The sequence below is a fragment of the Streptomyces sp. RKAG290 genome (genome assembly GCF_023701695.1).
Lineage (GTDB): Bacteria > Actinomycetota > Actinomycetes > Streptomycetales > Streptomycetaceae > Streptomyces.
Map to the genome: position 1 here is coordinate 2,502,753 of NZ_JAJOZC010000001.1, position 25,682 is coordinate 2,528,434.

Annotated in this window: 25 protein-coding genes and 1 pseudogene; 18 read left to right on the plus strand and 8 right to left on the minus strand. The window is 71.6% G+C overall.

The features are described from left to right. The first annotated feature begins 78 nt into the window (after positions 1-78). Both LNW71_RS10575 and LNW71_RS10580 read left to right on the plus strand, forming a co-directional pair. Positions 79-1,281, plus strand: a complete 1,203-nt coding sequence (locus LNW71_RS10575) for a DUF1266 domain-containing protein (RefSeq protein WP_308294474.1) — start codon at positions 79-81, stop codon at positions 1,279-1,281. Continuing rightward, on the plus strand, positions 1,272-2,459 hold the full coding sequence (locus LNW71_RS10580) for a DUF1266 domain-containing protein (RefSeq protein ID WP_250968018.1): 1,188 nt from the start codon (positions 1,272-1,274) through the stop codon (positions 2,457-2,459). Before LNW71_RS10575 ends, LNW71_RS10580 begins: the two co-directional genes overlap by 10 nt. 60 nt (positions 2,460-2,519) lie before the next feature. Here the strand turns inward: LNW71_RS10580 and LNW71_RS10585 are convergent, their stop codons facing one another. Beyond that, positions 2,520-3,158 (minus strand): PH domain-containing protein, encoded by a 639-nt coding sequence (locus tag LNW71_RS10585; protein WP_250968019.1) that lies wholly within the window; start codon positions 3,156-3,158, stop codon positions 2,520-2,522. 146 nt (positions 3,159-3,304) lie between these two features. Between LNW71_RS10585 and deoC the strand changes: the two genes are divergently transcribed. The 3 genes from deoC to LNW71_RS10600 are packed head-to-tail and all read left to right on the plus strand — an operon-like array spanning position 3,305 to position 6,592. Continuing rightward, positions 3,305-4,252, plus strand: a complete 948-nt coding sequence (gene deoC, locus LNW71_RS10590) for a deoxyribose-phosphate aldolase (protein WP_250968020.1) — start codon at positions 3,305-3,307, stop codon at positions 4,250-4,252. A 5-nt stretch (positions 4,253-4,257) separates the two neighbouring features. Then, positions 4,258-5,694 carry an aldehyde dehydrogenase family protein gene (locus tag LNW71_RS10595; RefSeq protein ID WP_250968021.1) on the plus strand — a complete coding sequence of 479 codons (1,437 nt, stop codon included), beginning with the start codon at positions 4,258-4,260 and terminating at the stop codon, positions 5,692-5,694. Beyond that, positions 5,687-6,592, plus strand: coding sequence for an aldehyde dehydrogenase family protein (locus tag LNW71_RS10600; RefSeq protein WP_250968022.1), 906 nt, complete (start codon positions 5,687-5,689; stop codon positions 6,590-6,592). Before LNW71_RS10595 ends, LNW71_RS10600 begins: the two co-directional genes overlap by 8 nt. A gap of 92 nt (positions 6,593-6,684) precedes the next feature. On the opposite strand, the gene LNW71_RS10605 is transcribed toward LNW71_RS10600, so the two are convergent. Then, positions 6,685-7,101, minus strand: coding sequence for a hypothetical protein (locus LNW71_RS10605; protein ID WP_250968023.1), 417 nt, complete (start codon positions 7,099-7,101; stop codon positions 6,685-6,687). Between the two features lie 177 nt (positions 7,102-7,278). Between LNW71_RS10605 and LNW71_RS10610 the strand changes: the two genes are divergently transcribed. From LNW71_RS10610 to LNW71_RS10620, 3 genes are all read left to right on the plus strand, one after another. Continuing rightward, entirely contained in the window at positions 7,279-7,881 is a 603-nt protein-coding gene (locus tag LNW71_RS10610) for a hypothetical protein (protein ID WP_250971963.1), read from the plus strand. 243 nt (positions 7,882-8,124) lie between these two features. Further along, positions 8,125-10,326, plus strand: coding sequence for an alpha-L-rhamnosidase C-terminal domain-containing protein (locus LNW71_RS10615; protein ID WP_250968024.1), 2,202 nt, complete (start codon positions 8,125-8,127; stop codon positions 10,324-10,326). 47 nt (positions 10,327-10,373) lie between these two features. Next, positions 10,374-12,647, plus strand: a complete 2,274-nt coding sequence (locus tag LNW71_RS10620) for an alpha-L-rhamnosidase C-terminal domain-containing protein (RefSeq protein ID WP_250968025.1) — start codon at positions 10,374-10,376, stop codon at positions 12,645-12,647. Positions 12,648-12,865: 218 nt separating this feature from the next. On the opposite strand, the gene LNW71_RS10625 is transcribed toward LNW71_RS10620, so the two are convergent. Then, entirely contained in the window at positions 12,866-13,627 is a 762-nt protein-coding gene (locus tag LNW71_RS10625; protein ID WP_250968026.1) for a SigE family RNA polymerase sigma factor, read from the minus strand. A gap of 192 nt (positions 13,628-13,819) precedes the next feature. Between LNW71_RS10625 and afsQ1 the strand changes: the two genes are divergently transcribed. The 5 genes from afsQ1 to LNW71_RS10650 all read left to right on the plus strand — a co-directional run bounded on the left by afsQ1 (position 13,820) and on the right by LNW71_RS10650 (position 17,584). Further along, a complete protein-coding gene (gene afsQ1, locus LNW71_RS10630) occupies positions 13,820-14,497 on the plus strand; it encodes a two-component system response regulator AfsQ1 (protein WP_026171255.1) in 678 nt (225 codons plus the stop codon). Beyond that, entirely contained in the window at positions 14,494-16,032 is a 1,539-nt protein-coding gene (locus LNW71_RS10635) for a HAMP domain-containing sensor histidine kinase (RefSeq protein WP_250968027.1), read from the plus strand. The genes afsQ1 and LNW71_RS10635 overlap by 4 nt, the downstream gene beginning before the upstream one ends. Then, complete coding sequence (locus tag LNW71_RS10640) at positions 16,029-16,646, plus strand: hypothetical protein (protein ID WP_250968028.1); 618 nt, start codon at positions 16,029-16,031, stop codon at positions 16,644-16,646. Before LNW71_RS10635 ends, LNW71_RS10640 begins: the two co-directional genes overlap by 4 nt. An 89-nt stretch (positions 16,647-16,735) precedes the next feature. Next, the gene (locus tag LNW71_RS10645; RefSeq protein WP_250968029.1) at positions 16,736-17,284 is read left to right on the plus strand and encodes a VanZ family protein; all 549 of its coding nucleotides are present in this window, start codon (positions 16,736-16,738) and stop codon (positions 17,282-17,284) included. A 93-nt stretch (positions 17,285-17,377) separates the two neighbouring features. Continuing rightward, positions 17,378-17,584 carry a PspC domain-containing protein gene (locus LNW71_RS10650; protein ID WP_250968030.1) on the plus strand — a complete coding sequence of 69 codons (207 nt, stop codon included), beginning with the start codon at positions 17,378-17,380 and terminating at the stop codon, positions 17,582-17,584. Positions 17,585-17,655: 71 nt separating this feature from the next. Here LNW71_RS10650 and LNW71_RS10655 read toward each other — a convergent pair whose 3' ends face one another. Together LNW71_RS10655 and LNW71_RS10660 are read right to left on the minus strand one after the other, a co-directional pair. Further along, complete coding sequence (locus tag LNW71_RS10655) at positions 17,656-17,970, minus strand: hypothetical protein (RefSeq protein WP_250968031.1); 315 nt, start codon at positions 17,968-17,970, stop codon at positions 17,656-17,658. A 135-nt stretch (positions 17,971-18,105) separates the two neighbouring features. After that, positions 18,106-19,260: an adenosine deaminase gene (locus LNW71_RS10660; protein ID WP_250968032.1), complete on the minus strand. Its 1,155-nt coding sequence runs from the start codon at positions 19,258-19,260 to the stop codon at positions 18,106-18,108. Between the two features lie 103 nt (positions 19,261-19,363). On the opposite strand from LNW71_RS10660, the gene LNW71_RS10665 reads away from it, so the two are divergent. Both LNW71_RS10665 and LNW71_RS10670 read left to right on the plus strand, forming a co-directional pair. Next, entirely contained in the window at positions 19,364-20,125 is a 762-nt protein-coding gene (locus tag LNW71_RS10665; RefSeq protein ID WP_250968033.1) for an alpha/beta hydrolase, read from the plus strand. Between the two features lie 199 nt (positions 20,126-20,324). Then, positions 20,325-21,965, plus strand: a complete 1,641-nt coding sequence (locus tag LNW71_RS10670) for a hypothetical protein (RefSeq protein WP_250968034.1) — start codon at positions 20,325-20,327, stop codon at positions 21,963-21,965. A 305-nt stretch (positions 21,966-22,270) separates the two neighbouring features. Here the strand turns inward: LNW71_RS10670 and LNW71_RS10675 are convergent, their stop codons facing one another. After that, positions 22,271-22,522: a hypothetical protein gene (locus LNW71_RS10675; protein WP_250968035.1), complete on the minus strand. Its 252-nt coding sequence runs from the start codon at positions 22,520-22,522 to the stop codon at positions 22,271-22,273. Positions 22,523-22,652: 130 nt separating this feature from the next. On the opposite strand from LNW71_RS10675, the gene LNW71_RS10680 reads away from it, so the two are divergent. Further along, on the plus strand, positions 22,653-23,054 hold the full coding sequence (locus LNW71_RS10680) for a hypothetical protein (RefSeq protein ID WP_250968036.1): 402 nt from the start codon (positions 22,653-22,655) through the stop codon (positions 23,052-23,054). Here the strand turns inward: LNW71_RS10680 and LNW71_RS10685 are convergent. Next, positions 23,031-23,519, minus strand: coding sequence for an ATP-binding protein (locus tag LNW71_RS10685; protein WP_250968037.1), 489 nt, complete (start codon positions 23,517-23,519; stop codon positions 23,031-23,033). The two genes, LNW71_RS10680 and LNW71_RS10685, sit on opposite strands and share 24 nt — an antisense overlap. Positions 23,520-23,686: 167 nt before the next feature. Between LNW71_RS10685 and LNW71_RS10690 the strand changes: the two genes are divergently transcribed. Beyond that, entirely contained in the window at positions 23,687-24,511 is an 825-nt protein-coding gene (locus LNW71_RS10690) for a helix-turn-helix transcriptional regulator (protein WP_250968038.1), read from the plus strand. After that, positions 24,508-24,705, plus strand: a complete 198-nt coding sequence (locus tag LNW71_RS10695) for a DUF397 domain-containing protein (protein WP_250968039.1) — start codon at positions 24,508-24,510, stop codon at positions 24,703-24,705. Before LNW71_RS10690 ends, LNW71_RS10695 begins: the two co-directional genes overlap by 4 nt. Before the next feature lie 3 nt (positions 24,706-24,708). Here LNW71_RS10695 and LNW71_RS10700 read toward each other — a convergent pair. Next, a pseudogene (locus tag LNW71_RS10700) lies at positions 24,709-25,661 on the minus strand (LysR family transcriptional regulator). Positions 25,662-25,682 lie beyond the last annotated feature (21 nt).

The following is a 25,682-nucleotide window of genomic DNA, read 5'->3' on the forward strand; positions in this document are numbered from 1 at the left end:
CCACGGCGGTGCAGCCTTCGCAGGGGCGTCGCCCAGGTCACCGGATCGGCCGCCCGGGGTGTTCCGTAGGATCCCACCGTGACGAGGGGAACAGGGACGACGGAGACAGGTGTGCCGGGGGCAGGGGTGCCCACGTCCGGGTGGGGGCCGCCGACCGAGACTGAGCGGCTGCTCCACGAGACGGCAGCGGCCGGCAACCGGGACGCGGTGCTGGACGCCCTGGCCAGGAGCAGGCTCTACGTGCTCGTCCCCCGGCTGCACGCGGACACTCCCGGCTACGCTCCCCCGCTCGTCGCGCAGCCGGATCCCGTGACGCCGGGCCGACGGTGTGTCACCGTGCTGACCTCCGGCACCTTGCCGCCCTGGCACCCGGAGTGGGTGTTCGAGGCGACCGGCCTCGACGAGCTCGCGCGCCGCTGGCCGGGCGGGGTGCGGTGGCTGGGAGTCAATCCGGGCACGCCGTACGCCGTCACTCTCGAAGCCGGCCCGGGACGTCGCCGGGCGTGGCAGAAGGCCCACGCACGGTCCGGGGGGCCGCAGACGGGTCTGCTGCTGACCCATCGGGCCGGCCCGATGCACGGCCCGCTCGCGCGCGGACTGGCCCTCGGCACCCATCTCGCCGTGCACAACGGCCTCGTCTGGAACGACCTGGGTGCCACCTACGACGGGTACTCGACGGATCGCGCCCGGCTTCGCAACCCCTGGCGAGTGCTGGACCGCGCGGCCTACCGGGAGACTCTCGAAGCACTGATGACCACCCAGCTCGTCGGCCGTACCTACGAGTCGGTGCTCGGGATCCGTCGCACTCTCGCCGGGCGCCTGGGCCGGACCCCCACGGTCCCGGAGTGGTCCGCCGCGCTCACCGATGCGCTGACGCGCCGCCAGTCCTCACCGTCCGAGGCAGCCGAGGACCATGAGGCGCTGCGGCTGGCCGTCACGTACGAGGACAGGCTCCGCGCGGACGGCGCACTGGGCGCCGACGAACGGATCGACACGCTGGCCGCCTTCGACTACGGGCGGGCCGTCAACGTCGTACGGCTCGCGCTGGGCGCCCGCCTCTGCGATCCGCGCGAAGCCGAATCGGCCGTGCTGCAGATCGGCGCCCTGGCCGGGCAGGAATACGGCTCCTGGGCGCAGTTCTCGCTCGGCTACACGCTGGCCCGCGTGATGCACTTCGACGCGGAGGATTCGTCCGGGGTGACGTACCAGCAGTCACTCGCACAGCACAGGATCCTGACGCAGGACCCCAACAGCCCTTACCGGAACATCCCATGGTCATGAATCCGCTGCCCTCCTACCCCGGCCACCCTGCCCCCGGCGTCCCCTGGGTGCCGCCGTCGGTGACGGAGCATCTGCTGTACGAGGCGGGGGCACGCGGTGACGCGGAGGCCCAACTGCGGGTGCTGGCGGGCGAGGAGCTGTACATCGTCGCGCCGAAGTCCGAGGTGGACGCCGCGCCCGACATGATCACGTGGCGTTCGCACCGGGACGAGGCCGGTCGGAGCTGCCGGCCGGTGCTCACCCGTGGGATGCTGCCGCCGTGGCATCCGGTGTGGGTGTTCCACGCTGTCTCCCTCAGGTGGGTGGCGGAGCACAACTGGCGCGATCCCTCTCAGCTGCTGTCCGTCAACGCGGGCACTCCCGCCCAGATGCTCTTCCCGGCCACACCCCCGCACCGCGCGATGTGGCGGCGCTACCACGCGGAGAACGACCGCCCGAGGAACGACCGGCTGATCGCGTTGCGCCACGGGGCGCTGCACGGTCCGCTGGCCTACGGGCTGGCGTGCGGGGCGCATCTGGCGGTCGGCAACGGCGTGCCCTGGAACGAGGTGGGCACCGCCTACCACGAGTACGCTCGCGAGCGGGAGCAGCTCCGCGACTCATGGGGCATCACCGAACCGACGAACTGGCGCAAGCAGTTGGACGCCCTCCTGGACGCGCGGAACAGTCCGGCCGAGCCTGACTTCGTACTCCGGGTGCGTGAGCAGCTCAGGGCCGGGCTGGGCGAGCAGCCGTCTGCGGACCTGTGGCGTGAGACGGCCGCCGGGCACGCCCAGGACATCGGGGTGGGCCATGACACGGTCAGGGACATCGAGGAACTCGTACGGCGCATCGTCAGGTACGAGGCCCGGTTCCGAGCGGACGGGCTGCTGCCACCGGACGGCCAGGTCACCACGACCGTCGCATACGACTACGGGCGCGCGGTGAATCTGGCCAGGTGGGGGCTGTCCGCCCGATTCTGCGTTCCGCACGAGGCGGAGCAGGCCGTCGTCCACGCCGGTGCGCTGAGCAGATCGGCCTACCGCTCCTGGGAGGACTTCTCGGCGGGGTACGCGTTGGGCCGTGTGCTGCGGTTCGACGGCGAGGACTACGGCGACTACTACCGGAGCAATGTCACGGCGCACCGTCTGCTGACGGAGAGCGAAGGCAGCCCGTGGCGGAACATTCCCTGGCGCTGAGCCTGCCGGCCCCTTCTCCAGGAGGGGCAGCGGCCGGGGCGGCCCGGCCGGAAGGCCGGCTCAGCCGATCGCGGCCAGTACCACCAGCAGCACCACACCCACCACCGCCGGCGCGATCACCTCGTACGCCCAGCGCACCGAGGTGACCGCGTCGCCCGCGACGGGCGTCGTGCCGGCCCGCTCGGCGAGCTCCCGCAGGTCCACCACGGTCTGGTCGGCGGCCGCTGTCCGCGCCGTGGCGTCGCGCACGTCGGCGGTCGCGGACGTCCTGCCGTACGGGTCCTCGACCGACTGGCGGGACTGCCGGCGGGCGACCTTCTTGCGCTGCCGCAGCGACACCGGCACCGCCCAGAGCTGGTACTTCGTGCCCTCCTGGGTGAACACCTCGCTGGAGTAACCGGCCCGCACGTCGGCGACGTCGGTCCACGGCAGCGTGATCGTGCGGAACGGGTTACGGATCCGGATGCGCCGGTCGTTCGCGAACACCACCGGGCGCAGGGTGAAGGCGATCACCAGCGGGATCGTGGTCAGCAGCCCGGCCAGCGCCAGCCACGGCACCCGGCCCTCGCCGCGGAGCGCGGCGTCCCCGCCGATCCAGCAGATGAGCAGGAGCAGCAGGGCGCCCCCGACCAGCCCGGCGGGCGACCGGTAGGTCCGGTCGGCGTAGGTGGGCTCGGTGGGGGGCGTGGGGCTCGTCATGGGCCCGATTCTGCCTGACGCGCGCAAGGGGCGCGGGGGCGGCTTCCCGACGCTCCCGCGCCCCGCGCCCCGGAGCCGCGCGATGCGCGAAGGGCGTGGGCCCCTGTACAGGCCGCTACGCGCGTAGATATGCTCCTCTGGTGACCATGCCCACCACTGCACCTGCATTCGCCGACGCGACGGCGTCCGACAGTGCGCTGCGCCGCTTCCTGCACGGGCTGCCCGGCGTCGACGCCGTCGGCCTCGAAGCGCGCGCCGCCTCGCTCGGAACCCGTTCGATCAAGACGACGGCCAAGGCGTACGCCATCGACCTCGCCATCTCGATGATCGACCTGACGACGCTGGAAGGCTCGGACACCCCGGGCAAGGTCCGCGCGCTCGCCGCCAAGGCCGTCAACCCCGATCCCACCGACCGCACGACCCCGCGCACCGCCGCGGTCTGCGTCTACCCCGACATGGCGGCGACCGCGGTCGCCGCCCTGGCCGGCTCCGGTGTGAAGGTGGCGTCCGTCGCGACCGCCTTCCCCGCCGGGCGCGCCGCGCTCGACGTGAAGCTCGCGGACGTCCGGGACGCCGTGGCCGCCGGGGCCGACGAGATCGACATGGTGATCGACCGCGGCGCCTTCCTCTCCGGCCGTTACCTGAAGGTGTACGAGGAGATCCTCGCCGTGAAGGCCGAGTGCGGCACGGCACGGCTGAAGGTGATCTTCGAGACCGGCGAGCTGTCCACGTACGACAACATCCGGCGGGCCTCCTGGCTCGGGATGCTGGCGGGCGCGGACTTCATCAAGACGTCGACCGGCAAGGTCGGGGTCAACGCCACGCCCTCGAACACCCTGCTGATGCTGGAGGCGGTGCGCGACTTCCGTGCGCAGACCGGCGTCCAGATCGGCGTGAAGCCGGCCGGCGGCATCCGCACCTCCAAGGACGCCATCAAGTTCCTGGTCCTGGTGAACGAGACGGCGGGCGAGGACTGGCTGGACAACCACTGGTTCCGCTTCGGCGCCTCCAGCCTGCTGAACGACCTGCTGATGCAGCGCCAGAAGCTCAGCACCGGCCGTTACTCCGGCCCCGATTACGTGACGGTGGACTGATCCCCATGGCATCTGCATTCGAGTACGCACCCGCCCCCGAGTCGCGTGCGGTCGTCGACATCGCGCCCTCGTACGGCCTGTTCATCGACGGTGAGTTCACCGACGCGGCCGACGGCAAGGTCTTCAAGACCGTCTCGCCGAGCAGCGAGGAAGTGCTGTCCGAGGTCGCCCGCGCGGGCGCCGAGGACGTGGACCGGGCCGTGAAGGCGGCCCGCAGGGCGTTCGAGAAGTGGTCGGCGCTGCCCGGCTCCGAGCGCGCCAAGTACCTCTTCCGGATCGCCCGGATCATCCAGGAGCGCTCCCGCGAGCTCGCCGTCCTGGAGACCCTGGACAACGGCAAGCCGATCAGGGAGACCCGCGACGCGGACCTCCCGCTGGTCGCCGCGCACTTCTTCTACTACGCGGGCTGGGCCGACAAGCTGGACCACGCGGGCTACGGCGCGAACCCGCGCCCGCTGGGCGTGGCCGGCCAGATCATCCCGTGGAACTTCCCGCTGCTGATGCTCGCGTGGAAGATCGCCCCGGCGCTCGCCACCGGCAACACGGTGGTGCTGAAGCCCGCGGAGACGACCCCGCTCTCCGCGCTCTTCTTCGCGGACATCTGCCGCCAGGCCGGGCTGCCCAAGGGCGTCGTCAACATCCTCACCGGCTACGGGGACGCGGGCCAGGCGCTCGTCGAGCACGGGGACGTCAACAAGGTCGCCTTCACCGGCTCGACCGCCGTCGGCAAGGCCATCGCCCGGTCCATCGCGGGCACGGACAAGAAGGCCACCCTCGAACTGGGCGGCAAGGGCGCCAACATCGTCTTCGACGACGCGCCGATCGACCAGGCCGTCGAGGGCATCGTCACCGGCATCTTCTTCAACCAGGGCCAGGTCTGCTGCGCGGGCTCGCGGCTGCTCGTGCAGGAGTCGGTCCAGGACGAGCTGCTGGACTCCCTCAAGCGCCGGCTGACCACCCTGCGGCTCGGCGACCCGCTGGACAAGAACACCGACATCGGCGCGATCAACTCCGAGGAGCAGCTCTCCCGGATCACCGCGCTCGTCGAGACCGGCGAGGCCGAGGGCGCCGAGCGCTGGTCGGCGCCCTGCGAACTGCCGTCCTCCGGATACTGGTTCGCCCCGACGCTGTTCACCGGCGTCACCCAGGCGCACACCATCGCCCGCGACGAGATCTTCGGGCCGGTGCTGTCGGTCCTGTCGTTCCGCACGCCCGACGAGGCGGTCGCCAAGGCCAACAACAGCCAGTACGGCCTCTCGGCCGGCATCTGGACGGAGAAGGGCTCCCGCATCCTCGCGGTGGCGAACAAGCTCCGGGCGGGCGTCGTCTGGGCCAACACGTTCAACAAGTTCGACCCGACCTCGCCGTTCGGCGGCTACAAGGAGTCGGGCTTCGGCCGCGAAGGCGGCCGTCACGGTCTGGAGGCCTACCTCGATGTCTGACGGGCGACTGAGCGTCTTCAAGACCTACAAGCTGTACGTCGGGGGCAAGTTCCCCCGCTCCGAGAGCGGCCGGGTGTACGAGGTGACCGACTCCAAGGGCAGGTGGCTGGGCAACGCGCCCCAGTCCTCCCGCAAGGACGCGCGCGACGCCGTCGTGGCCGCCCGCAAGGCGTTCGGCGGCTGGTCGGGCGCGACCGCGTACAACCGCGGCCAGGTCCTCTACCGCGTCGCGGAGATGCTGGAGGGCCGCCGGGAGCAGTTCGTACGGGAGGTGGCGGAAGCCGAGGGCCTCTCGAAGTCCAAGGCCGCGGCCGTCGTGGACGCGGCGGTCGACCGCTGGGTCTGGTACGCGGGCTGGACCGACAAGATCGGCCAGGTCGTGGGCGGGGTGAACCCGGTGGCGGGCCCCTTCCTCAACCTCTCCACCCCCGAGCCGACCGGCGTGGTCACGGTCCTGGCCCCGCAGGACTCCTCGTTCCTGGGCCTGGTCTCGGTGATCGCCCCGGTGATCGCCACGGGCAACACGGCGGTCGTCGTCGCCTCGGCGGACGCACCGCTGCCCGCCCTGTCGCTGGGCGAGGTGCTGGCCACCTCGGACCTGCCGGGAGGCGTGGTCAACATCCTGTCCGGCAGGACGTCGGAGATCGCCCCGTCGCTCGCCTCCCACCAGGACGTGAACGGCATCGACCTCACCGGCGCCGACGCGGTGCTGGCGAAGGAGCTGGAGATCGCGGCGGCCGACAACCTGAAGCGGGTGCTGCGCCCACAGGCTGTGGACAGTGCGGCCGGCGCCGACTGGTCGGCCGATCCCGGTACCCACCGGCTCACCGCGTTCCTGGAGACCAAGACGGTCTGGCACCCGACGGGCGCACTGGGCGTGTCGGGCTCCTCGTACTGACGGAGCCGCTCGACCGAGCGGGCCCCTGAGGGCCCACGCGTGACCGTGGACCGCGTCGCCGGAAATCTCCGGCGGCGCGGTCCACGTCCGTGTCAGCTGTGCACCAGCCCGGTGACCTGTCCGACCAGGGGCAGGTCCTTCAGCGCGCCGCCACTGGTCAACGGGTCGGTGACCAGAGCCGTGGAGACCGGCTTGAAGTCGGCGACCTGGGTCCCCACCGCGTTGTCCAGCGGGTCCGTGCCCGTACCTGCCAGCGGGTCGAGCCGCAGGTGCGTGACGGGGGCGATCCCGCTGTCGAGCGACGTACCGAGCGCACCGGTCAGCGCGCCACCGGTGGCGTCGACGGCCTCACTGACACCGCTCTCGGTGCCCGCGGCGGACGTGGCCGGCAGCGGCGCGGCCTGGGCGGCCGCACCGCCCGCGCCGAGTGCGGCGCCCACCGCGGTGACGGTCAGTCCCGCCCGCAGCAGAGCGCGGCGCCGGGACTTGGAAAGTGCGTGACGTGCCATGGATTTCCCACCTGATCGGGCCGATCGAACCATCAACCGAGTAATCGTCTGAGTGCTCAGCGTAGTTGAGGTGTGATGCTCGATACCAACACGACCACCGGGGGATCCCCTGTGCGGGTCAATGCCTCACACTCGTGTCCTGTGAGTTCCCATGCGATTTCGACCCGCGTCGTCCTGCTGACGGGCCCCTCCGGCTCCGGCAAGTCCTCCCTGGCCGCCCGCACCGGTCTTCCGGTGCTGCGTCTTGACGACTTCTACAAGGAGGCCGACGACCCCACGCTGCCGCTCGTCCCCGGCAGTACGGACATCGACTGGGACTCCGTCCTGTCCTGGGACGCCGACGCCGCGGTCACCGCGATCACGGAGCTCTGCCGCACCGGCAGCACCGACGTGCCGCTGTACGACCTCGCCACCAGCTCCAGGACCGGGCACGAGACCCTCCGCATAGAGCGCACCCCGCTCTTCGTCGCCGAAGGCATCTTCGCCGCGGACGTGGTCGAGCGGTGCCGGTCGCTGGGCGTACTCGCGGACGCGCTGTGCCTGCGCGGCCGCCCGTCGACGACGTTCCGCCGCCGGCTGCTGCGGGACCTGCGGGAGGGCCGCAAGTCGGTGCCGTTCCTGCTGCGGCGGGGGTGGCGGCTGATGCGGACCGAGCGGCGGATCGTGGCGCGGCAGGCCGAACTGGGGGCGCACCCCTGCGGCAAGGAGGAGGCGCTGGGGCGGCTCGCGGCGGCCGCGGCGGGCCACTGCCGGGCGCGAGCGGTGCGCGGGGCGGCGTAGCCGGAAGAGGCGGGCGGCGGGGGCGGATTCCTCCGCACGGCTTCCGGTGATCTGAGGCAGACCTCTGTACGGGCCGGGCAGGCCCGTATACCTTCGCCGTGAGGCCACGGATTGAAACGATTCATCACGGCCGGTCCGGTCCGTCACCACGGCCGGGACGGGCGGCTGCGCCATGCCCGCCCACAGCCGCGCGGCCTCGCGAACGCGCCCTGACAACGTTTCCCTCTGGAGAGAAGGATCGTCATGCAGCACGAATCGGAAGAGGGCCCGCGTCGGCGCGCCTTCCTCGCAGGCGGTCTGGCCGCGGCAGCCGCGGCAGCGGGTGCGCTGCCCGGCACCGCGGCCGCGGCAGGCCGGCCCGGCGGTGCGGCCGCTGAGTCCCCCGCCACCGCGACAGCCGCCCCCGCCCGCCCCGCCACGGCCCCGCGGACGTACCGCAAGGCGCCGGCCGGCCGCTGGGACGCCTACAACCTGTCGCCCGCGAGCCGCACGGTGCGGCCGGTCGCCGTGTACGCCACCACCGGTACGGTCGAGGGTGCCGCGACCCTGGCGTCCCGGCACGGCTCCGGTACCGCGCGTCTGACCGGGGCGGGCTCCTCCGTGACACTGGACTTCGGCAAGGAGGTCGGCGGCTTCGTCGCGCTCGATGTCGCGGCCGGCAGCGACGACGGCCGGCTCGTGGGGCTCACGTACAGCGAACTGTCCACCTACGTCAGCCCGTCGGCGAGCGACGGCTCCAACGGCGGCAGCAACGACGAGCCCGCCGTCCGGTACGCGGCGCCGCCCGGAGGCCGGGTGGACACCTCGAAGGACACCCCGGCCGCCGGTGCCCCCGAGGGCGCGGCTCCGGCGTCCCAGCAGCGGGGCGGCTTCCGCTACCTGACCGTCGTCAACGAGAGCGGCGGGACGGTCGCGCTGACCGGTGTGACGGTGCGGGTGACCTTCGCGCCGAACGCCCCCGACCTGCGCGCGTACCCCAACTACTTCTACTGCGACGACGAGCTGCTGAACCGGATCTGGTACGCCGGGGCCTACACGGTGCAGACGAACATCATCGCGAGCGGCGAGGGACGCGTCTGGGGCCCGCCGGACGCCGGGTGGGCCAACGACGCCCGGGTCGGCGAGGCGGGGGACACCGTCCTGGTCGACGGCGCCAAGCGGGACCGCACCATCTGGCCCGGGGACCTGGGCATCTCCGTGCTGACCGACCAGGTGTCGCTGGGTGACCTCGTCACCGTGCGCAACGCCCTCCAGACGCTGTACAACCACCAGGACCCGGCGAGCGGTGCGCTCCCGTACGCGGGACCGGCCGTCAACTTCATCGGCAACTCCGACGCCTACCACCTGTGGACGCTCATCGGCACCGCCTCCTACGCCCAGCTCAGCGGCGACCTCGACTGGACGCGGACGGTCTACGACGCCTACCTCAAGGCCCTGGCCCATGTGGTGGCGAAGATCGACACCGACGGCCTGCTGAACGTGACGGCCGCCGCCGACTGGGCCCGCACCGACGCCGACGGCAAGAACCTCGAAGCCAACGCGATCATGTACCGGGCGCTGGTCGTGGCGGGCCCGCTCGCCCGGTCGATGGGCGACGGGGCGACCGCCGCCGCCTGCGCGGAACAGGCGGCGAAGCTCAGGCAGGCGGTGGAGACCCAGGGCTACTGGGACGCGTCGGCCGGGCTGTACCGGGACAAGCCGAGCGGCGCCGGCGCGGCGCTGTATCCGCAGGACGGCAACGCGCTCGCGGTGTGGTTCGGGCTGGTGACCGACCCGGAGCGGGCCCGGACCGTGAGCGCGGCGCTGGCGAAGCGGTGGACCGCGGTCGGGGCGCTCACGCCCGAGAAGGGCGCCGGCTCCGTCCACCCGTTCCCCGGCGGCATGGAGGTGCACGCCCACTTCGCGGCGGGCCGTGACGAGACCGCGCTGGACCTGATCCGCCGCGAATGGGGCTACATGCTGAACGCCCCCCATGGAACCGCGAGCACCTTCTGGGAGGGGTACCGGAGCGACGGCTCCTCCGACTACAGCGGCTCGTACATGAGCGCCGCCCACGGCTGGTCGACCGGCCCGACGTCCGCGCTCACCTACTTCCTGCTCGGCATCGCACCGTCGGCGGACGGCGGCGCGGGCTACTCCGTGGCTCCCCGTCCCGGCGGACTGCGGCGTGCCGAAGGGCAGTTGACCACGCCCGCGGGGGTGATCCGGGCGTCGTGGAAGGCCCGGTCGCACGGCGGCTTCGACCTGTCGCTCAGCGCGCCGGCGGGGGTGGTGGGCGAGGTCGCGGTGCCCGTCCCCGCGGAAGGCGCGTGCGTCGTGCGGGTCGACGGGGAGCGCGCCTGGGACGGGAGGTCCCTGGCCCACGGGGCCCGTGCGGAGCCGGGGCGGATCGTCCTGTCCGGGCTGTCCGGCCGGTCGCACGAGGTGACGGTACGCAGCCGCTGACCCGCCCCCTTTCCCGTCAGCGCACCACGAACAGGAGCCAGGACCAGATGACCGTACGTTCGAGAAAACGCCTCACCGGCCTCGCCGCGGCCGCGAGCGGCGCCCTCCTGCTGGGCGTCCTGCCGACGCCGGCCTGGAACGCGTCCGCCGCACCGCGGCCCGCCACCGGTTCCGCCGCCCGCCCGCCGGCCGGGCACGCCGGCCCCTGGGACGACGCCGGCTACCAGCCGCGGCCCGGCCGCTGGCAGCCTTACGTCCTCGCACCCACCGGGCACGACGTCGACCCGGTGTCCGTACTCTCCACGGACCCGCGCGGCGGGGAGATCAAGGGTGACGCGAAGGCCGTGCTGGGCCGGACCGGGCACCCGGTCCGGCTGGTCAGCGACGGCGACCGCACCAAGTCACCGCTCATCACCCTGGACTTCGGCAAGAACGTCGGCGGGAAGATCCGCGTCCACGTCGCAGGAGCATCCGCGACACCGCCCGAACTGCACGTGTGCTTCAGCGAGTCACGCCGGTACGCCGCGGTGCAGCCGCAGGACAACGACGGTGAGGCCGCGCACGCGCCGGGGTGCGACACCGCGAACATCTGGAACGGCTACCCCGGCACCGCGTACACCTACGACTCCGACAGCCACACCCTCGAACTCGACCCGGCGAAACTGCCGGCCACGCTGACCGACCCCCAGCTGCGCGGTGGGTTCCGCTACGCGACGCTGTTTCTCGACGGGCCGGGCTGGGTGGACATCGGCGCCGTCTCCCTGGACTTCGACGCCGTGCCGAAGCAGGCCGACCCGGCGGCGTACAAGGGGTGGTTCCTCTCCAGCGACAACGAGCTGAACAAGATCTGGTACGCCGGCGCCTACACCGTCCAGCTCAACACCTGGATGTCGGACACCGCGAAGAGCTGGCCCTACGAGCCGGGTGAGGCGGACCACGCCGACGACCAGGTGCCGCACGCCGATCCGGGCGAGGAGGTCATCTTCGACGGCGGCAAGCGCGACCGGATCGTCTGGCAGGGCGACCTCGCCGTCCAGGCGCCGGTCACCTACCTCAGCACGAACGACGTCCCGGCGGTCGACAACTCGCTGTCCTCGCTCGCCGCGCAGCAGCTGGACGACGGCTACGTGCCGGCCGCGAGCCTGGTCGGACCGCACAACCAGGACGAGCTGCGCACCTACGGCGAGTACGTCACCTGGTTCGTCCACAACCACTACACGCACTGGCTCTACACCGGCGACCGCGCCTACCTGGACAAGTGGTGGCCCCAGCTGACCCGTGCCACGGCATGGCTGGAGCAGGTGCGCGGCGCGGACCCGAAGGGCCTGATCGCCTTCCAGGACTCGGGGTCCTGCGGGCACTACGGCTACAGCGACTGCGGGCACGAGACGTACGTCAACGCCCTCTACACCCGCAACCTCGGCGAGATGGCGGAGCTCGCCGGGGCCAGGGGCGCCGCCGCGGACGCCGCCGGGTACACCGCGCGCGGTGCGCAGGTGAAGAAGGCCGTCAACGACCAGCTCTGGGACGAGAAGGCGGGCGCGTACCGGCTGTCCCGCGAGATCGCGGACGCCTATCCGCAGGACGCCAACGCCACGGCGGTGCTGGCCGGCATCGCGGACGGGGACCGGGCCGGGCGGGCGATGGACTACCTCCGGCACAACAGCTGGGGCCCGTACGGCGCGATGACCGTGTCACCGGGCACGCCCAACGCGTCGATCAAGCCGTCCTACGAGCCGCTGCCCAGCGGCTTCGAGGCGGACGCCCGCCTGACGGCGGCCGGTCCGAGCGGCGGGGAGCAGCAGAGCGCCCTGGAGCTGATGCGTACGTTCTGGGGCTACCAGCTCGCCCAGGACCCGGGCGGGACGTTCTGGGAGAAGGCCGACCCGGAGGGGCAGCCGGGCATCAAGCAGTTCACCAGCCTCGCCCACGGCTGGGCGTCGGGGCCGACGGTCACCCTGACCAACCAGGTGCTGGGCGTGCGGCCGACCGGTCCCGGTTTCTCGGCGTACTCGGTCGTGCCGCACCCGGGCGGCCTGAGCTGGGCGCAGGGCAGCGTCCCGACGCCGCACGGTGACATCGCCGTCTCCTGGCGTGCGCGGGCCGGCGGCTTCGTTCTGGACGCCACGGCCCCCAAGGGCACCTCGGGGCGGCTCGCCGTCCCGACCGGCGGGAAGAAGGTCCGGGTCGAGCTCGACGGGAAAACCGTCTGGGACGGCTCGCGGGCCGTCGGCGGCGCGAAGGCCACCACGGACGGCGGGCAGGTGTACGTCGACGGCGTCGCGTCCGGCCACCACGTGCTGCGGGCGCACACCCGCTGAGCGCGGTCCGGTCACATGCGCGGGGGCCGCTCGTCATGAGCGGCCCCCGCACACGCGCAGCGGGGCCGGACAGGACCCCCCGGCCCGTCCGACCCCGCTGCGTTCCCCCGAGTTCCCCCGAAAACCGCCGCCTCCCCCGAAGCAGCGGCCCCGTATCCCCCGTACACCGCCGCCTCCCCCGAAGCAGCGGCCCCGTTCCCCCGTATCCCCCCGTTGCCTCAGGCCACCAGCTCGCCGAAGGACTCCTCCTCGTCACGGCCGAAGCTGAGGACCTCGTCCTCGCGCAGCCGGCGGAGCGACCGCCAGATGCTGGACTTCACCGTGCCGACACTGATGTCGAGGATGGACGCGATCTCCGGGTCCGTGCGGCCCTCGTAGTAGCGCAGGACCAGCATCGTGCGCTGCAGCTCGGGCAGCCGCGCCAGCGCCTGCCAGAGCACGGCGCGCAGCTCCGTACCGCGCATCGCGTCCGTGTCGCCCGCCGTCTCCGGCAGCTCCTCGGTCGGGTATTCGTTCAGCTTGCGCCTGCGCCAGGCGCTGATGTGCAGATTGGTCATGGTGCGGCGCAGATAGCCGCCGACCGCCGCCTTGTCACTGATCCGGTCCCATGCCCGGTACGTCGAGAAGAGGGCGCTCTGCAGCAGGTCCTCGGCCTCGAACCGGTCGCCGGTCAGGTGATAGGCGGTGGCGTACAGGGAGGCGCGGCGCTCCCGGACGTAGGCCGTGAACACCGCTTCGGCGTCCTCGTCCCGCGCCGGGGTCTGCCGCTCCCCCGTGGCCTCCCCGTACGTGCTTCCCCCGTTGTTCCCGCCCGTTGCGGCGGGAGCGTCGACCACCGTCATGTACGACGGGTGCTGACGCCTGGCGGTGCGTTCGCACGCCCGCCCGTTCAGTGCGGCGCCGGACTTCTCGGCGTTCCGTCCGACGTCGTGGAGACGCGTGACAACTGCGCTTGCGGTGATGCTGTGAGTTGAGTTCATCTCGCGCCCCCCGTCGGTGGTGTCCGTCCGTTCCTTGTGTCAACGAGCTTGCCGGGGCAGTTTCATGGCGCTGTCCCCCGACTGTCACAGACCTGTCACAGGGCCCGGCGGGAGCGCGATCCGGGGGTGCGGGATGCATAAGGGGGGACCAACTGTCGAACTAGGGCTCCCTCATGGGTCAGAATGACCAGCGTGCCTTTCCTGTTGCTGATCGAGGACGACGACGCCATCCGCACGGCTCTCGAACTCTCGCTGTCACGCCAGGGCCACCGAGTGGCCACCGCGGCGACGGGAGAGGACGGCCTGAACCTGCTGAGAGAGCAGCGGCCCGACCTGGTCGTGCTGGATGTGATGCTGCCCGGTATCGACGGTTTCGAGGTGTGCCGGCGCATCCGGCGCACCGACCAGCTGCCGATCATTCTGCTGACCGCGCGCAGCGACGACATCGACGTGGTGGTCGGCCTGGAGTCGGGCGCCGACGACTACGTGGTGAAACCCGTGCAGGGCCGGGTGCTCGACGCCCGGATCCGCGCGGTGCTGCGCCGCGGCGAGCGCGAGTCCACGGACTCCGCGACGTTCGGGAACGTGGTGATCGACCGGTCCGCGATGACCGTCACCAAGAACGGGGAGGACCTCCAGCTCACGCCGACCGAGCTGCGACTCCTGCTCGAACTGAGCCGGCGGCCCGGTCAGGCCCTGTCCCGGCAGCAGCTGCTGCGCCTGGTCTGGGAGCACGACTACCTCGGCGACTCGCGGCTGGTGGACGCCTGCGTCCAGCGGCTGCGCGCGAAGGTGGAGGACGTGCCGTCCTCACCGACCCTGATCCGTACCGTGCGGGGCGTGGGATACCGGCTGGACTCGCCGCAGTGAGCACGGCTGTGCGGCGGAGCCTGCTCGCCGGGCTCCGCTGGACCAGCCTGCGGCTGCGGCTCGTCGTCGTGTTCGCGCTCGTCGCACTGACGGCCGCGGTGTCCGCGTCCGGGATCGCGTACTGGCTGAACCGCGAGTCGGTGCTGACCCGTACGCAGGACTCGGCGCTCGGGGACTTCCGTCAGGAGATGCAGAGCCGGGCGGCCTCGCTGCCCTACCGGCCCACCCGGGAGGACCTGCAGACCGCCGCCGTGCAGATGGCGAGCAGCAGTCCCGGTTACAGCGTGCTGCTGATCGACGAGCGCGACCCCGGCAAGCCGATCGTCGGCAATTCCGACCTGGACACCTTCACCCGTGACAACGTCCCGCTGTCGCTGCAGAAGCAGGTCAACAAGAAGCAGCCGGTCAAGGCGGGCAACAAGTACCGATATCACCTGTTCTGGCAGCGCATCTCGATCCGCGGCACGCCGTACCTCGTCGGCGGTACGAAGATCATCGGCGGGGGCCCGACGGGCTACATGCTGAAGTCCCTCGACCAGGAGCGGCAGGATCTGAGCTCGCTGGCCTGGTCGTTGGGGATCGCCACCGCGCTCGCCCTGGTCGGCTCGGCGCTGCTCGCCCAGGGCGCGGCGACGACCGTGCTGCGTCCGGTGCAGCGGCTCGGCGACGCCGCCCGCAAGCTCGGCGAGGGCAAGCTCGACACCCGGCTCGTGGTGTCCGGCACCGATGAACTGGCCGATCTCTCCCGGACGTTCAACAAGACGGCGAGCTCGCTGGAGAAGACGGTCGCTGACATGACCGCGCGGGAGGAGTCCAGCCGCCGTTTCGTCGCCGACATGTCGCACGAGCTGCGCACCCCGCTCACCGCGATCACCGCGGTCGCCGAGGTGCTGGAGGACGAGGCCGACAGCCTGGACCCGATGATCGCGCCGGCCGTGCACCTGGTGGTCAGCGAGACCCGGCGGCTCAACGACCTGGTGGAGAACCTGATGGAGGTCACCCGCTTCGACGCGGGCACGGCCCGGCTGGTCCTGGACACCGTCGATGTGGCCGACCAGGTGACGGCCTGCATCGACGTCCGCGCCTGGCTGGACGCGGTGGACCTGGACGCCGAGCGCGGCATGATGGTCCGCCTCGATCCACGCCGGCTCGACGTGATCCTGGCGAACCTGATCGGAAACGCGCTGAAGCACGGCGGTTCGCCGGTCCGGGTCACCGTGCGGACCGTGGGCGACGAGCTCGTCATCGAGGTCCGCGACCACGGCCCCGGCATCCCCGAGGACGTACTGCCGCACGTGTTCGACCGTTTCTACAAGGCGAGCGCCTCCCGGCCGCGGTCCGAGGGCAGCGGCCTCGGCCTGTCGATCGCCATGGAGAACGCACACATCCACGGCGGTGACATCACCGCCGCGAACTCGCCGGACGGCGACGGTGCGGTGTTCGTCCTGCGCCTGCCGCGCGATGCCGAGGAGCTGAGCCGCACCACCGAGGGTCACGACGCACAGATCCCGGACGAGGAGGACGACGCGACGTGATGCGCAGCGAACGCCGGGGCCGCCGCCCCGCCGCGGCAGTGGCCGGTGCCGTGCTCTGTGCCGTACTGGCCGCGGGCTGCGGGATCAGGACGACCTCGGTACCGGTGGACGCCGGGCCCGCACCGTCCCGGGTGCCGTGCGCGATGCCCGCGGAGGACATCACCACCCAGGCCCAGCAGGGCATCCCCGTACAGGTCTATCTCGTCTGCGCCTCGCAGCTGGTCACGGTGGACCGCACGGTCCAGGTCCAGGAGACGGCGTCCGACCGGATCAAGATCGCCATCGCGCTCCTGGACCAGCTGCGGCAGGAGCCGCCGGGCGCCGAGCGGCAGGCGGGCTTCTCCACGGCCGTCCCGTCGGGGCTGCGGGTCGGCGGGGCCGGGGCGGGCGATCCGAAGGGCACGCTGCGGCTCAGCGAACAGCCGGAGGACCTGCCGTCCCAGGCGCTCGCCCAGATCGTCTGCACGTACTCGGAGAGCGAGTCACTGGTCCAGGACGGCACGGTGACGCTCGGCGGCCCCGGGAACTACGCCCCGCGCGGCTACCTGTGCACGTCGGAGACGAAGGCCAGCCCGAAGGCCGTGCCGACCCTGGACGCGGCCAAGCTGCCCTGAGGGCGCGCCGTCGCACCCTGCCGGACGGTGAGCCAGGTCTCCCCGGCCGGAGCGGAACCGATCCTGCCGCTGCCCGCGTCTTGGGGAACGTGCGTCAAGGTTCGGACGGCCAGGCCGTCATCCGCTTCCGCGCGGCCGGAGTGTCCCTCCTCCTCGCGCATCTGCTGCTCGTCGGGTGGCTGACTCTGCGCCCGCTGGACGTGCCGTGGACGACCGCCGCCAACCTGTCGCCGTTCGCCGGCATCAAGGCGGACCTGATTCTCGGCCCGGTCACCGCCGCCCGCCGGATCGGTGGCGGCCTGCTGCTGCTGGCGCCGCTGGGCGTGCTGCTGCCGATGGCCGGGGGCCGGCTCCTCGTCTCCCCCTGGTCCTCGCTGGCCCGTACGGTCGCGGCCGGGGCGCTGATCTCCCTGGCGATCGAGCTGGGCCAGACCGGCGTGCCGGGCCAGGTCGTCGACGTCGACTCCCTGATCCTGAACACCGTCGGTGTGGCGCTCGCCCACGTGCTGTTCGTACCGGCTCTCCGGGCGCGGCTGCGCCGCCGCAAGCAGCAGCGGATCCGGGTGCTGCCGCGGGCCGGCCACGAGGTCCCTCAGGGGCCGACCCCGACGATTTCCAGGGTCGGCATCGCCCCGTAGAGCGACGCTTCGTCCCTGCCGTGCGAGCCATCATGGATACACCGGGAGCGCAACGGACTGCTCCCCCAGCAACGGTTCGCGAAGGAGCCCCTCATGGCCGCACTTGTCCGCCCCCGTGACGGACGCATGATCGGCGGAGTGTGCGCGGCGCTGGCACAGCGCTTCGGCACCTCCGCGGGAACCATGCGCGTCATCTTCGTCGTCTCTTGCCTGCTGCCGGGCCCGCAGTTCCTGCTCTACCTGGCGCTGTGGCTGCTGCTCCCCCAGGAGCGGCCGTCGTCCGCCTCCACCGCCTGGTAGTCCCGCACACACGCCTGTGGGCGGCCACCCCGAACCGGGTGTCCGCCCACAGGCGTGTGTGCGGTGCGGGGTCAGCGACCCAGCGGGAGACCGTTGGCCGACAGACCGCTGGTCGTCAGGCCGCCGGCGGGCAGACCACCGAGGAGGCCCTTGACCGGGGTGGTGGCCTCGTCGACGACCTTCGTCTGGCTGGAGCCGAGGAGGTCGGTGGCCGTGTCCTGGACCGGCAGGGTCGAGGTGGCGTTCGCCAGCGCGCCGGCGACGGGCAGGACGCCGGTCGCGGCGTCGAGCGGCAGCGCGGAGGCCGACGCGGTACCGGCGGCGGCAGCGGCGAAAGCGGCACCGAGAGCGGCGACGCCGAGAGTCCTGGCAGCAGACTGCTTCATGTGAAATTCATCCTTGGGGAAGGGGATGTGAGCGGCTCTGCAACGTAGTCAGCCCGCGGCCCGTCCCGCAAACATCAAGGACACGCAAAAACGGCCGGGATTTGCCTTCCCGGCCGTTTTCCGCTGAGTGGCCGATCAGCCCGCCACCGAGGTGGACACGCTGGTCGCAGCGGTCTGCTCGAAGAGCCATTCGGACTTCAGCTCGGCGTATCCGGGCTTGATGACGTCACTGATCATCGCCAGACGTTCATCGAAAGGAATGAATGCTGATTTCATCGCATTGACTGTGAACCACTGCATGTCATCGAGCGTGTATCCGAATGTCTCGGTCAGCTTCTCGAATTCCTGGCTCATGCTGGTACCGCTCATCAGCCGGTTGTCCGTGTTCACGGTGGCCCGGAAGTGCAGCTTGCGCAGCAGCCCGATGGGGTGGTCCGCGTACGAGGTGGCGGCACCGGTCTGCAGGTTGGAGGTCGGGCACAGCTCCAGCGGGATGCGCTTGTCCCGTACGTAGGAGGCGAGGCGGCCGAGCTTCACGCTGCCGTCCTCGGCGACCTCGATGTCGTCGATGATGCGGACGCCGTGGCCGAGCCGGTCGGCACCGCACCACTGGATGGCCTGCCAGATCGACGGCAGCCCGAAGGCCTCGCCCGCGTGGATGGTGAAGTGGTTGTTCTCGCGCTTGAGGTACTCGAAGGCATCGAGGTGCCGGGTGGGCGGGAAGCCCGCCTCGGCGCCGGCGATGTCGAAGCCGACGACGCCCTGACCCCGGTAGCGGTTGGCGAGTTCGGCGATCTCCAGCGAGCGGGCGGCGTGCCGCATCGCGGTGAGCAGGGCGCCCACCCGGATCCGGTTGCCGTCCCGGCGGGCCCGGAGCTCACCCTCTCGGAAGCCCTCGTTGACCGCCTCGACGACCTGTTCGAGGGTCAGCCCGGCTTCCAGGTGCTGCTCGGGGGCGTACCGGATCTCGGCGTACACGACACCGTCCGCGGCCAGGTCCTCGGCGCACTCGGCGGCGACCCGGACCAGCGCGTCACGGGTCTGCATCACGGCACAGGTGTGGGCGAACGTCTCCAGGTACCGCTCCAGCGATCCGGAGTCGGCGGCCTCGCGGAACCAGATGCCGAGCTTGTCGGGCTCGCTCTCCGGAAGTCCGTCGTAGCCGCTCGCGGCGGCGAGTTCGACGATCGTCCCGGGGCGCAGTCCGCCGTCGAGGTGGTCGTGGAGAAGGACCTTGGGGGCACGCCGGATCTGGTCCTGGCCGGGCACATTGAGGGTCGGGCTCATCATTCACGCACTCTAGCGCCTACGCGCGTAGAGCGCCGCCCGCCGATGCGTAACAGTGACCGCGAATACGGGTGGCGTACACGTTCCCTTCTGACACTGTTACGTCATGGCACAGCGCGCACTCCCCCTGCCTGCTGCGAGGCTGGGACGGGCCGTCAGGACGGCCGGAGCACCGACCGCGGTCAGCGGCGTGGTGCTGCTGCTCCCGGACGGCGAGCCCCATTCGCACCGCCGCCCCTCCCTCCTCCCGTACGCCCGCCAGCTCCCACTGGCCCGGACCCTGGCCCGCGCGGGCCGGGACGACGGCCTGGTCGCGCATGTCGTCCACTACCGCTGCCGCGGCTGGAACACGACGGACGCGCTGCTCGCCGCGGACGCGGAATGGGCGGTCGAGGAGGTGGTACGCCGCTACGGCGACGTCCCCGTCTGCCTGGCCGGCCACGGCATGGGCGGCCGCGCGGCCATCCGCGCGGGCGGCCACCCGGCGGTCGGCGCGGTCCTGGCCCTGGCCCCCTGGCTGCCCGGGGACCCGGAAGCCGAGCCGGAGCCGGTGAAGCACCTGTCGGGCCGCCAGGTCCTGCTGGTGCACGGCACCAACGACACCCGCTCGGACCCGGAGCTCTCCTTCCGCCTCGCCGAACGCGCCAAGAAGTCCAACCGCGACACCTGCCGCTTCGAGGTCCACTCGGACGGCCACGCCTTGCGCCAGCACCATGACGAGGTGGCCGCCCTGGCCGCGGACTTCATCGGCGGCTCCCTCTTCGGCCGCTCCTACGCCCGCCCCCTCGCCGATGCCCTGGCTGCCCCGCCGCCGCTGGGGCTGCGGATGCCGCTGGCCGTGGGCTTCGGGGAGTCGCTAAGGCGGTGAGGCGGTGAGGGCGGGCCCGAACGGCCATGCCCGGCGCCCGTTTCGCGGCACCACCGCGCCCGCCAGGGCCCATTCACCGATTTGGGCCCTGGTCTGGGCCTTTGGGCACTGTCGGTGGGCCCCTGTGTCGTCGTTACGTTCGTACCCCGGCGGGCTGCCGCCCCCGGTTCCTCGGGGGCGAGCCACGACGAGGTGATACGTGAACAGCAGTGAACGGATCCACCAAGGCGCACGCACGAGCACGGGGCAGACGGCGATCGAGTACCTCGCCCTGCTGGGAGTTGTCGTAGCGGTGACCGGCGGGATCGTAGCCGCCGCCGTCGGGGCCGACATCACCGACTCCGCACACGTACAGATCTGCCGCATCGCGGCGACAACGGGCGGTGGCGGCGAATGCGCCGATGACAACGCTGTCCCCGAGCACGGTGGGAAGCCCGGCAAGCCGGACCCCGACGAACCCGTCGAACCCGCCAGCGCCCCCGACGACCGCCCGGGCGACACCGGCGGCGTACCGGGCGGCAAGCCCGGCGACGACAAGCCCGCCGGCAAGCCGGACGGCAACAAGGGCAACGCGCTTCCCAGCCTGTGTTTCGAGCCGCGGGAGCGGTCGTCGAACTCCTCGGTCTCCGTGCCGGGCAACGGCCCCGTCAGCACGGCGGCCGCCTGGGGGTACTCCTACCTGGTCAACTTCGTGATCGACAAGGTCAACAACGAGAAGAACAAGGAGAAGCGGGTCAAGCAGGCGCTCGACGACCTCTCCTACTGCCTCCCCGACTACAACATCGTCATCGCGCAGCCGCACGAGGGGAACCTGCAACAGATGGACGGTGCGGCGATGATCCAGACCGTCGAGATCAGCGGGACCACCTATCGCGTCTACGCGTTCAGGACGGGCAGGTTCACCTGGGCGAAGGACGCCGACCTCGGGTGGAAGAACCGCGCGTTCAAGGGCGTCTTCGACGTCAGCCAGGACCGCCGCACCGTCACGTTCGAGGACCCGCCCCGCCCCAAGCGGAAGAAGGACTGGAAGCCCGGCGACGAGGGCTGCCAGATCGAGGGGCAGGAACCGCCCGACCGGAGCCGCTACTACGACACGTACTCCCCGCTGGACGACGAGGGTTCGGCGCAGGCGGTCCGGATGCTCGTGAACGACATGCGGCGCTGCTACCCCGACTACAACGTGGTCGCGATGCACTCGGAGCAGTCCTCGCACTGGGTCGACAAGCCGGACTCGTTCATCGATCAGAGCAGGTACCGGCTGAACTCCGACCAGTACCACGACAACGAGACCGGCGACGACATCGCCTCGGGCCGGGCCGTGTTCGACGTCTACGTCTTCGACAAGGGCAAGTTCAGCAACGACGGTGACGGCGGCTACACCAACTGGGCCTACTACGGCGACGTCACCCGCGACGGCCCGGAAGCGACCTTCGAGCAGCCGGAACCCGCCGACCTGGACGCCGACTCGACCTGCACCGGAACGGAGTCGGTCGACTTCGACGACGGGGCGCCGAAGTACACGGACGGCGGCCCCTACCCCGGCACCGACTACTCCGGCAAGGTGCCGGGCGATGACGCCGAGCTGAACCAGTCACTGGTCGAGGAGTACAGCCGCAGCTTCCCCGGCACGAACATCATCGCGGTGAAGAACTTCAACGACCTCGCGTTCTCCGGAGTGTCCGGCCTCGAACACCTCGCGGTGGTCGACGGTGTCGACGTGTTCGCCGTCAAGGACGGCACGATCGTCAACAACGGCGACGGCGGCTGGCAGAACTGGGGCTTCGCCGGCCACTACGAGCGCGAAGAGGGCTCGAAGGAGGTCGTCTTCAGCGGCTCGTGAGGACGCCGCACGCGGGCCGCTGCGGGCGGGTCGCTCGGGCGGGGCCGCTGCGGGCGGGTCGCTCGGGCGGGGCCGTGCGGGCGGGCCGCTCGGGCGGGTCCGTGCGGGCGGGTCCGTGCGGGCGGGCCGTCACGACTGTTCGGGGCGGCCGAGGTGCGCGGTCTCGCCGCCGAACGGGTCCAGGCGTTCGCTCGACATCGGCCATTGCTATCAGCCCGCAGCGCGGCACGGCGACGGGTTTTCGCCGGGCGACGACGTTGCCCGCGCCACCCGCACGGACGCCACGCCCGGCGCACCCCTCCGGCTCATCCCGCCGCCGACCGCCTCTCGTACTGCTCCTGCCGACGGGCGAGGCGACGCAGCTCCACCCGGGCGCCCGGGCCCCGTCCGGGCGGAGTCGACCAGAACGGGTGCCACTGCAGGCGTACGGACAGAGCCAGCAGCCGGCGGCGCAGAGCGGTGGTGCGACGGGGGCGCGGAGCGGCGAGCTCCCGATAGGTGGCGAACCAGAGCCGCTGGGCCTGGACCAGATCGTCGGGGAAGGGGATGGACTCCATACCCCTGATTAGATCACTTGTTCGAATTTCTGCGCCATCCAGAGATCTCCCCGGACCGCACTGCCGGCATCGGGCATCGGCGCAGATATGGAATCGCCTGTTCCCCGAGCCCCGGGGTACCCGGTGCGTCATGACACTGGCCCGCGGTTTACCCGACAACGCGACCGAGTGGTGGATCTACCTCGGCGTACTCGCCCTCTACCTGCTCACCCGCTGGCTGCTGGCCTGGCGGCAGGCCAGGAAGGAGGGTGCCGAGCACCCGGCGCGTGCGGCGTTCGACGACGACGAGCCCCAGGAGACCCACTCCGTCGTCTACTCCCTGGGAGCGTTCCGCACCTACCGGCAGCTCTTCGGGTTCGCGGGCGGCGCGCTCCTGGTCGCCCTGGTGGCCGGCCTGACCGACGGGCGGCTGCAACTGGTCCTGATGTGCACCCTCGCCCCCGCCGTCGTCGTCGCCCTGGCCTACCTCGACTTCCACGCCGCCAGGAAGCGACGCGCACGCGCCGGGTCACCCGGGACGGCCTCCGTCTAGCGGCCCGGGCGCCGATCCCCCGGGCGCGCCCGGCCCCGCCTCCGCCCACACCGTCTTCCCTGGACCGAGCCGGTCGCTCACGCCCCAGCGGAGTGCGACGGCCTCGACGATCAGGAGGCCCCGCCCTCCGTCGGCGTCCGCGTCGGGCTGCTCGACGGCGGACCGCTCCGGCCGGTCCTCGTGCGTGTCGGACACCTCGACCCGCACGACGCCGGTCGCGTACGTGCACACGAGCCGCAGCTCGAAGTCGCGCCCCGGCACGCGTCCGTGCAGGACCGCGTTGGCGGCGAGCTCCGCGACGAGGAGGGCCACGTCCTCGGAGAGCGGGGTGCCGTACGGAATCCCCCAGGAGTCGAGCTTCCACCCGGCCAGACGCCGCGCGAGGGTCGCACCCAGGCGGGTGGCCGAACACCTCTGGACGAACACACTTACGGTTACGGGCGGTTGGGCCTGCAGAGCTGTCATGCGCCCAGCGTTCCGCCTCCACCGGCGCCACGAGCAGGAACGACGCCCATACAGATCCGGCTGTACTGGTTCACCCACTGGACCGGGCGGGTAACTTTCCGTAACTCTGGCCGGGTTGATCGATGCGCGGAGACGGGGCGGCGATGACGGCGGACCACGACAGCACCATGACGAGCACCGAACCCGAGCTGTCCGACAGCCTGAAGACGTTCGGCGCCGTCCTGAAGGCCCTGCGCGAGACCGCCGACCTCACCCAGGAGGAGTTCGCGCCCCGGGTGCGGTACTCATCGGCCTACATCGCCAAGATCGAACAGGGCAAGCGTTTCCCGCCGGAGTCCCTCCCGGAACGTGCGGCTGACGCGCTGGGCCCGGTCGCGGGCAAGGTCCTCACGGCGGCCGCGCGAAGCCTGCGGCGGAAGGCGGGACTGGCGTCCTGGTTCCTGCAGTGGGCGGGGATCGAGGAGGAAGCGATCACGCTGTACGCGTACGAGTGCCGGGGGATTCCGGGGTTGCTGCAGCCGGAGAGCTATATCCGAGCGGTCTTCGAGCGCCAACTGCCACCCCTGACAGAGGCGCAGATCGGGCGACAGGTGGCAGCCCGGATGGAGCGGCAGCGGCTGCTGACCGAACGCCCGAACACCGCCTTCAACTTCATCATCGAACAGGGCGTTCTGGAGCGCCGCCTGGGCGGAGCCGAGGTCACCGAGGTCGCCATCGACCACCTCCTGGGCCTCGGCCGGTACACGAACGTGGAGATCCAGATCATGCCGCTCAGGCAAGAGGACCACACAGGAATCGACGGTCAGATGTATCTGGCCGAAAGCCCGGACAACCAGTGGTTCGGCTACACCGAGGGGCACCGCTCAAGCGCCCTGCTCACCGCTTCGAGCGAAGTCAGCATCCTGCTTCAGCGCTATGGCAAGCTGCGTTCCCAGGCCCTGGATTGCCGGGCTACGGTGAGCTTGCTGGAACAGATGCGAGGAGCGCTATGAGCACCACCACGGAGCTGAAGTGGTTCAAGAGCAGCTACAGCGGCGGCGACGGCGACAACTGCATCGAGGTCGCCCTCGGTACCGAAGCCGTCCGCGTCCGCGACTCCAAGGACACCGGCCTCCGCCCGCTCAGCGTCTCCACCACCGCCTGGTCGGCCTTCGCCGCGTACGCCTCAGCCACCCGCACCTGCTGATCCTCACTCCGGCAGCAGGTGCCCCCGCCGTGAGAGCAGGAAGCGCTTGAACGCCGCCACCGGCGGGGTGTCCGGGTGGCCGTCCAGCCAGGCGACGCCGATCTCGCGGGCCGCGCGCGGGGCCGTGACGTTCAGCTCGACGACTCCGGGGCGGGCCACCGCCGGAGGCGGCAGGAGGGCCACGCCCAGGCCCGCCGCGACCAGGCCGCGCAGGGTCTCGGCCTCCTCGCCCTCGAAGGCGACGCGCGGGACGAAGCCCGCCTGCGCGCAGAGGTCGTCCGTGATGCGGCGCAGGCCGTAGCCGGGTTCCAGGGTGACGAAGGCCTCGTCGGCCGCCTCCGCGAGGCGGATGCGGCGGCGGGTGGCCAGGCGGTGGTCCTCGGGGACGACCAGGCGCAGCCGCTGCTCGTCCAGGCGCAGGGCGACCAGGTCCGGGGCGTCCGGGACGGGTGAGGTGAGGCAGAGGTCGAGGCCGCCCGCGCGGAGGCGTTCGATCATCGCCTCGCCGTAGTTCTGGACGAGTTGGAAGCGGACCCGGGGGTGGTCGGCGCGGAAGGCCCGGAGCAGGGAGGGGACGGTCTCCGAGCCCAGGGTGTGGAGGAAGCCGAAGGCGACCTTGCCCGCGGTGGGGTCGGCGTCGGCCCGTACCGAGTCGGCGGCCTTCTCCACCTCGGCGAGCGCCCGCTCCGCGGAGCCGAGGAAGGTGCGGCCGGCGGGGTGAGGGAGACGGTGCGGCCCTTGCGGGCGAACAGGGCGACTCCGAGGTCCTGCTCCAGTCTGACCATGGCGCGCGAGAGCGTGGACTGAGGGACGCCGAGCTCCTGTGCGGCGCGGGTGACGTGCTCGTGGCGGGCCACCGCCTCGAAGTAGGCGAGGCGTGGCGCGAGGACGGCACGAATGTCTTCTTCGTAACTGCTTGGTGACAGCCGCGGCTGTGAGCTGGGTTGATGCGCCATGGGATTGATTATCGCTGTTTT

What these genes read in the sequence shown, in the direction of transcription:
- LNW71_RS10605 (WP_250968023.1), bottom strand. Translation starts at nt 7,101, where the DNA reads ATGGCACGTCACGCACTTTCCAAGTCCCGGCGCCGCGCTCTGCTGCGG.
- LNW71_RS10655 (WP_250968031.1), bottom strand. Translation starts at nt 17,970, where the DNA reads ATGAAGCAGTCTGCTGCCAGGACTCTCGGCGTCGCCGCTCTCGGTGCC.
- LNW71_RS10675 (WP_250968035.1), bottom strand. Translation starts at nt 22,522, where the DNA reads ATGGAGTCCATCCCCTTCCCCGACGATCTGGTCCAGGCCCAGCGGCTC.
- LNW71_RS10665 (WP_250968033.1), top strand. Translation starts at nt 19,364, where the DNA reads ATGGCACAGCGCGCACTCCCCCTGCCTGCTGCGAGGCTGGGACGGGCC.
- LNW71_RS10690 (WP_250968038.1), top strand. Translation starts at nt 23,687, where the DNA reads ATGACGAGCACCGAACCCGAGCTGTCCGACAGCCTGAAGACGTTCGGC.
- LNW71_RS10685 (WP_250968037.1), bottom strand. Translation starts at nt 23,519, where the DNA reads ATGACAGCTCTGCAGGCCCAACCGCCCGTAACCGTAAGTGTGTTCGTC.
- LNW71_RS10620 (WP_250968025.1), top strand. Translation starts at nt 10,374, where the DNA reads ATGACCGTACGTTCGAGAAAACGCCTCACCGGCCTCGCCGCGGCCGCG.
- LNW71_RS10625 (WP_250968026.1), bottom strand. Translation starts at nt 13,627, where the DNA reads ATGAACTCAACTCACAGCATCACCGCAAGCGCAGTTGTCACGCGTCTC.
- LNW71_RS10650 (WP_250968030.1), top strand. Translation starts at nt 17,378, where the DNA reads ATGGCCGCACTTGTCCGCCCCCGTGACGGACGCATGATCGGCGGAGTG.
- LNW71_RS10615 (WP_250968024.1), top strand. Translation starts at nt 8,125, where the DNA reads ATGCAGCACGAATCGGAAGAGGGCCCGCGTCGGCGCGCCTTCCTCGCA.
- LNW71_RS10695 (WP_250968039.1), top strand. Translation starts at nt 24,508, where the DNA reads ATGAGCACCACCACGGAGCTGAAGTGGTTCAAGAGCAGCTACAGCGGC.
- LNW71_RS10595 (WP_250968021.1), top strand. Translation starts at nt 4,258, where the DNA reads ATGGCATCTGCATTCGAGTACGCACCCGCCCCCGAGTCGCGTGCGGTC.
- LNW71_RS10580 (WP_250968018.1), top strand. Translation starts at nt 1,272, where the DNA reads ATGGTCATGAATCCGCTGCCCTCCTACCCCGGCCACCCTGCCCCCGGC.
- LNW71_RS10680 (WP_250968036.1), top strand. Translation starts at nt 22,653, where the DNA reads ATGACACTGGCCCGCGGTTTACCCGACAACGCGACCGAGTGGTGGATC.
- LNW71_RS10660 (WP_250968032.1), bottom strand. Translation starts at nt 19,260, where the DNA reads ATGATGAGCCCGACCCTCAATGTGCCCGGCCAGGACCAGATCCGGCGT.
- deoC (WP_250968020.1), top strand. Translation starts at nt 3,305, where the DNA reads ATGCCCACCACTGCACCTGCATTCGCCGACGCGACGGCGTCCGACAGT.
- LNW71_RS10585 (WP_250968019.1), bottom strand. Translation starts at nt 3,158, where the DNA reads ATGACGAGCCCCACGCCCCCCACCGAGCCCACCTACGCCGACCGGACC.
- LNW71_RS10600 (WP_250968022.1), top strand. Translation starts at nt 5,687, where the DNA reads ATGTCTGACGGGCGACTGAGCGTCTTCAAGACCTACAAGCTGTACGTC.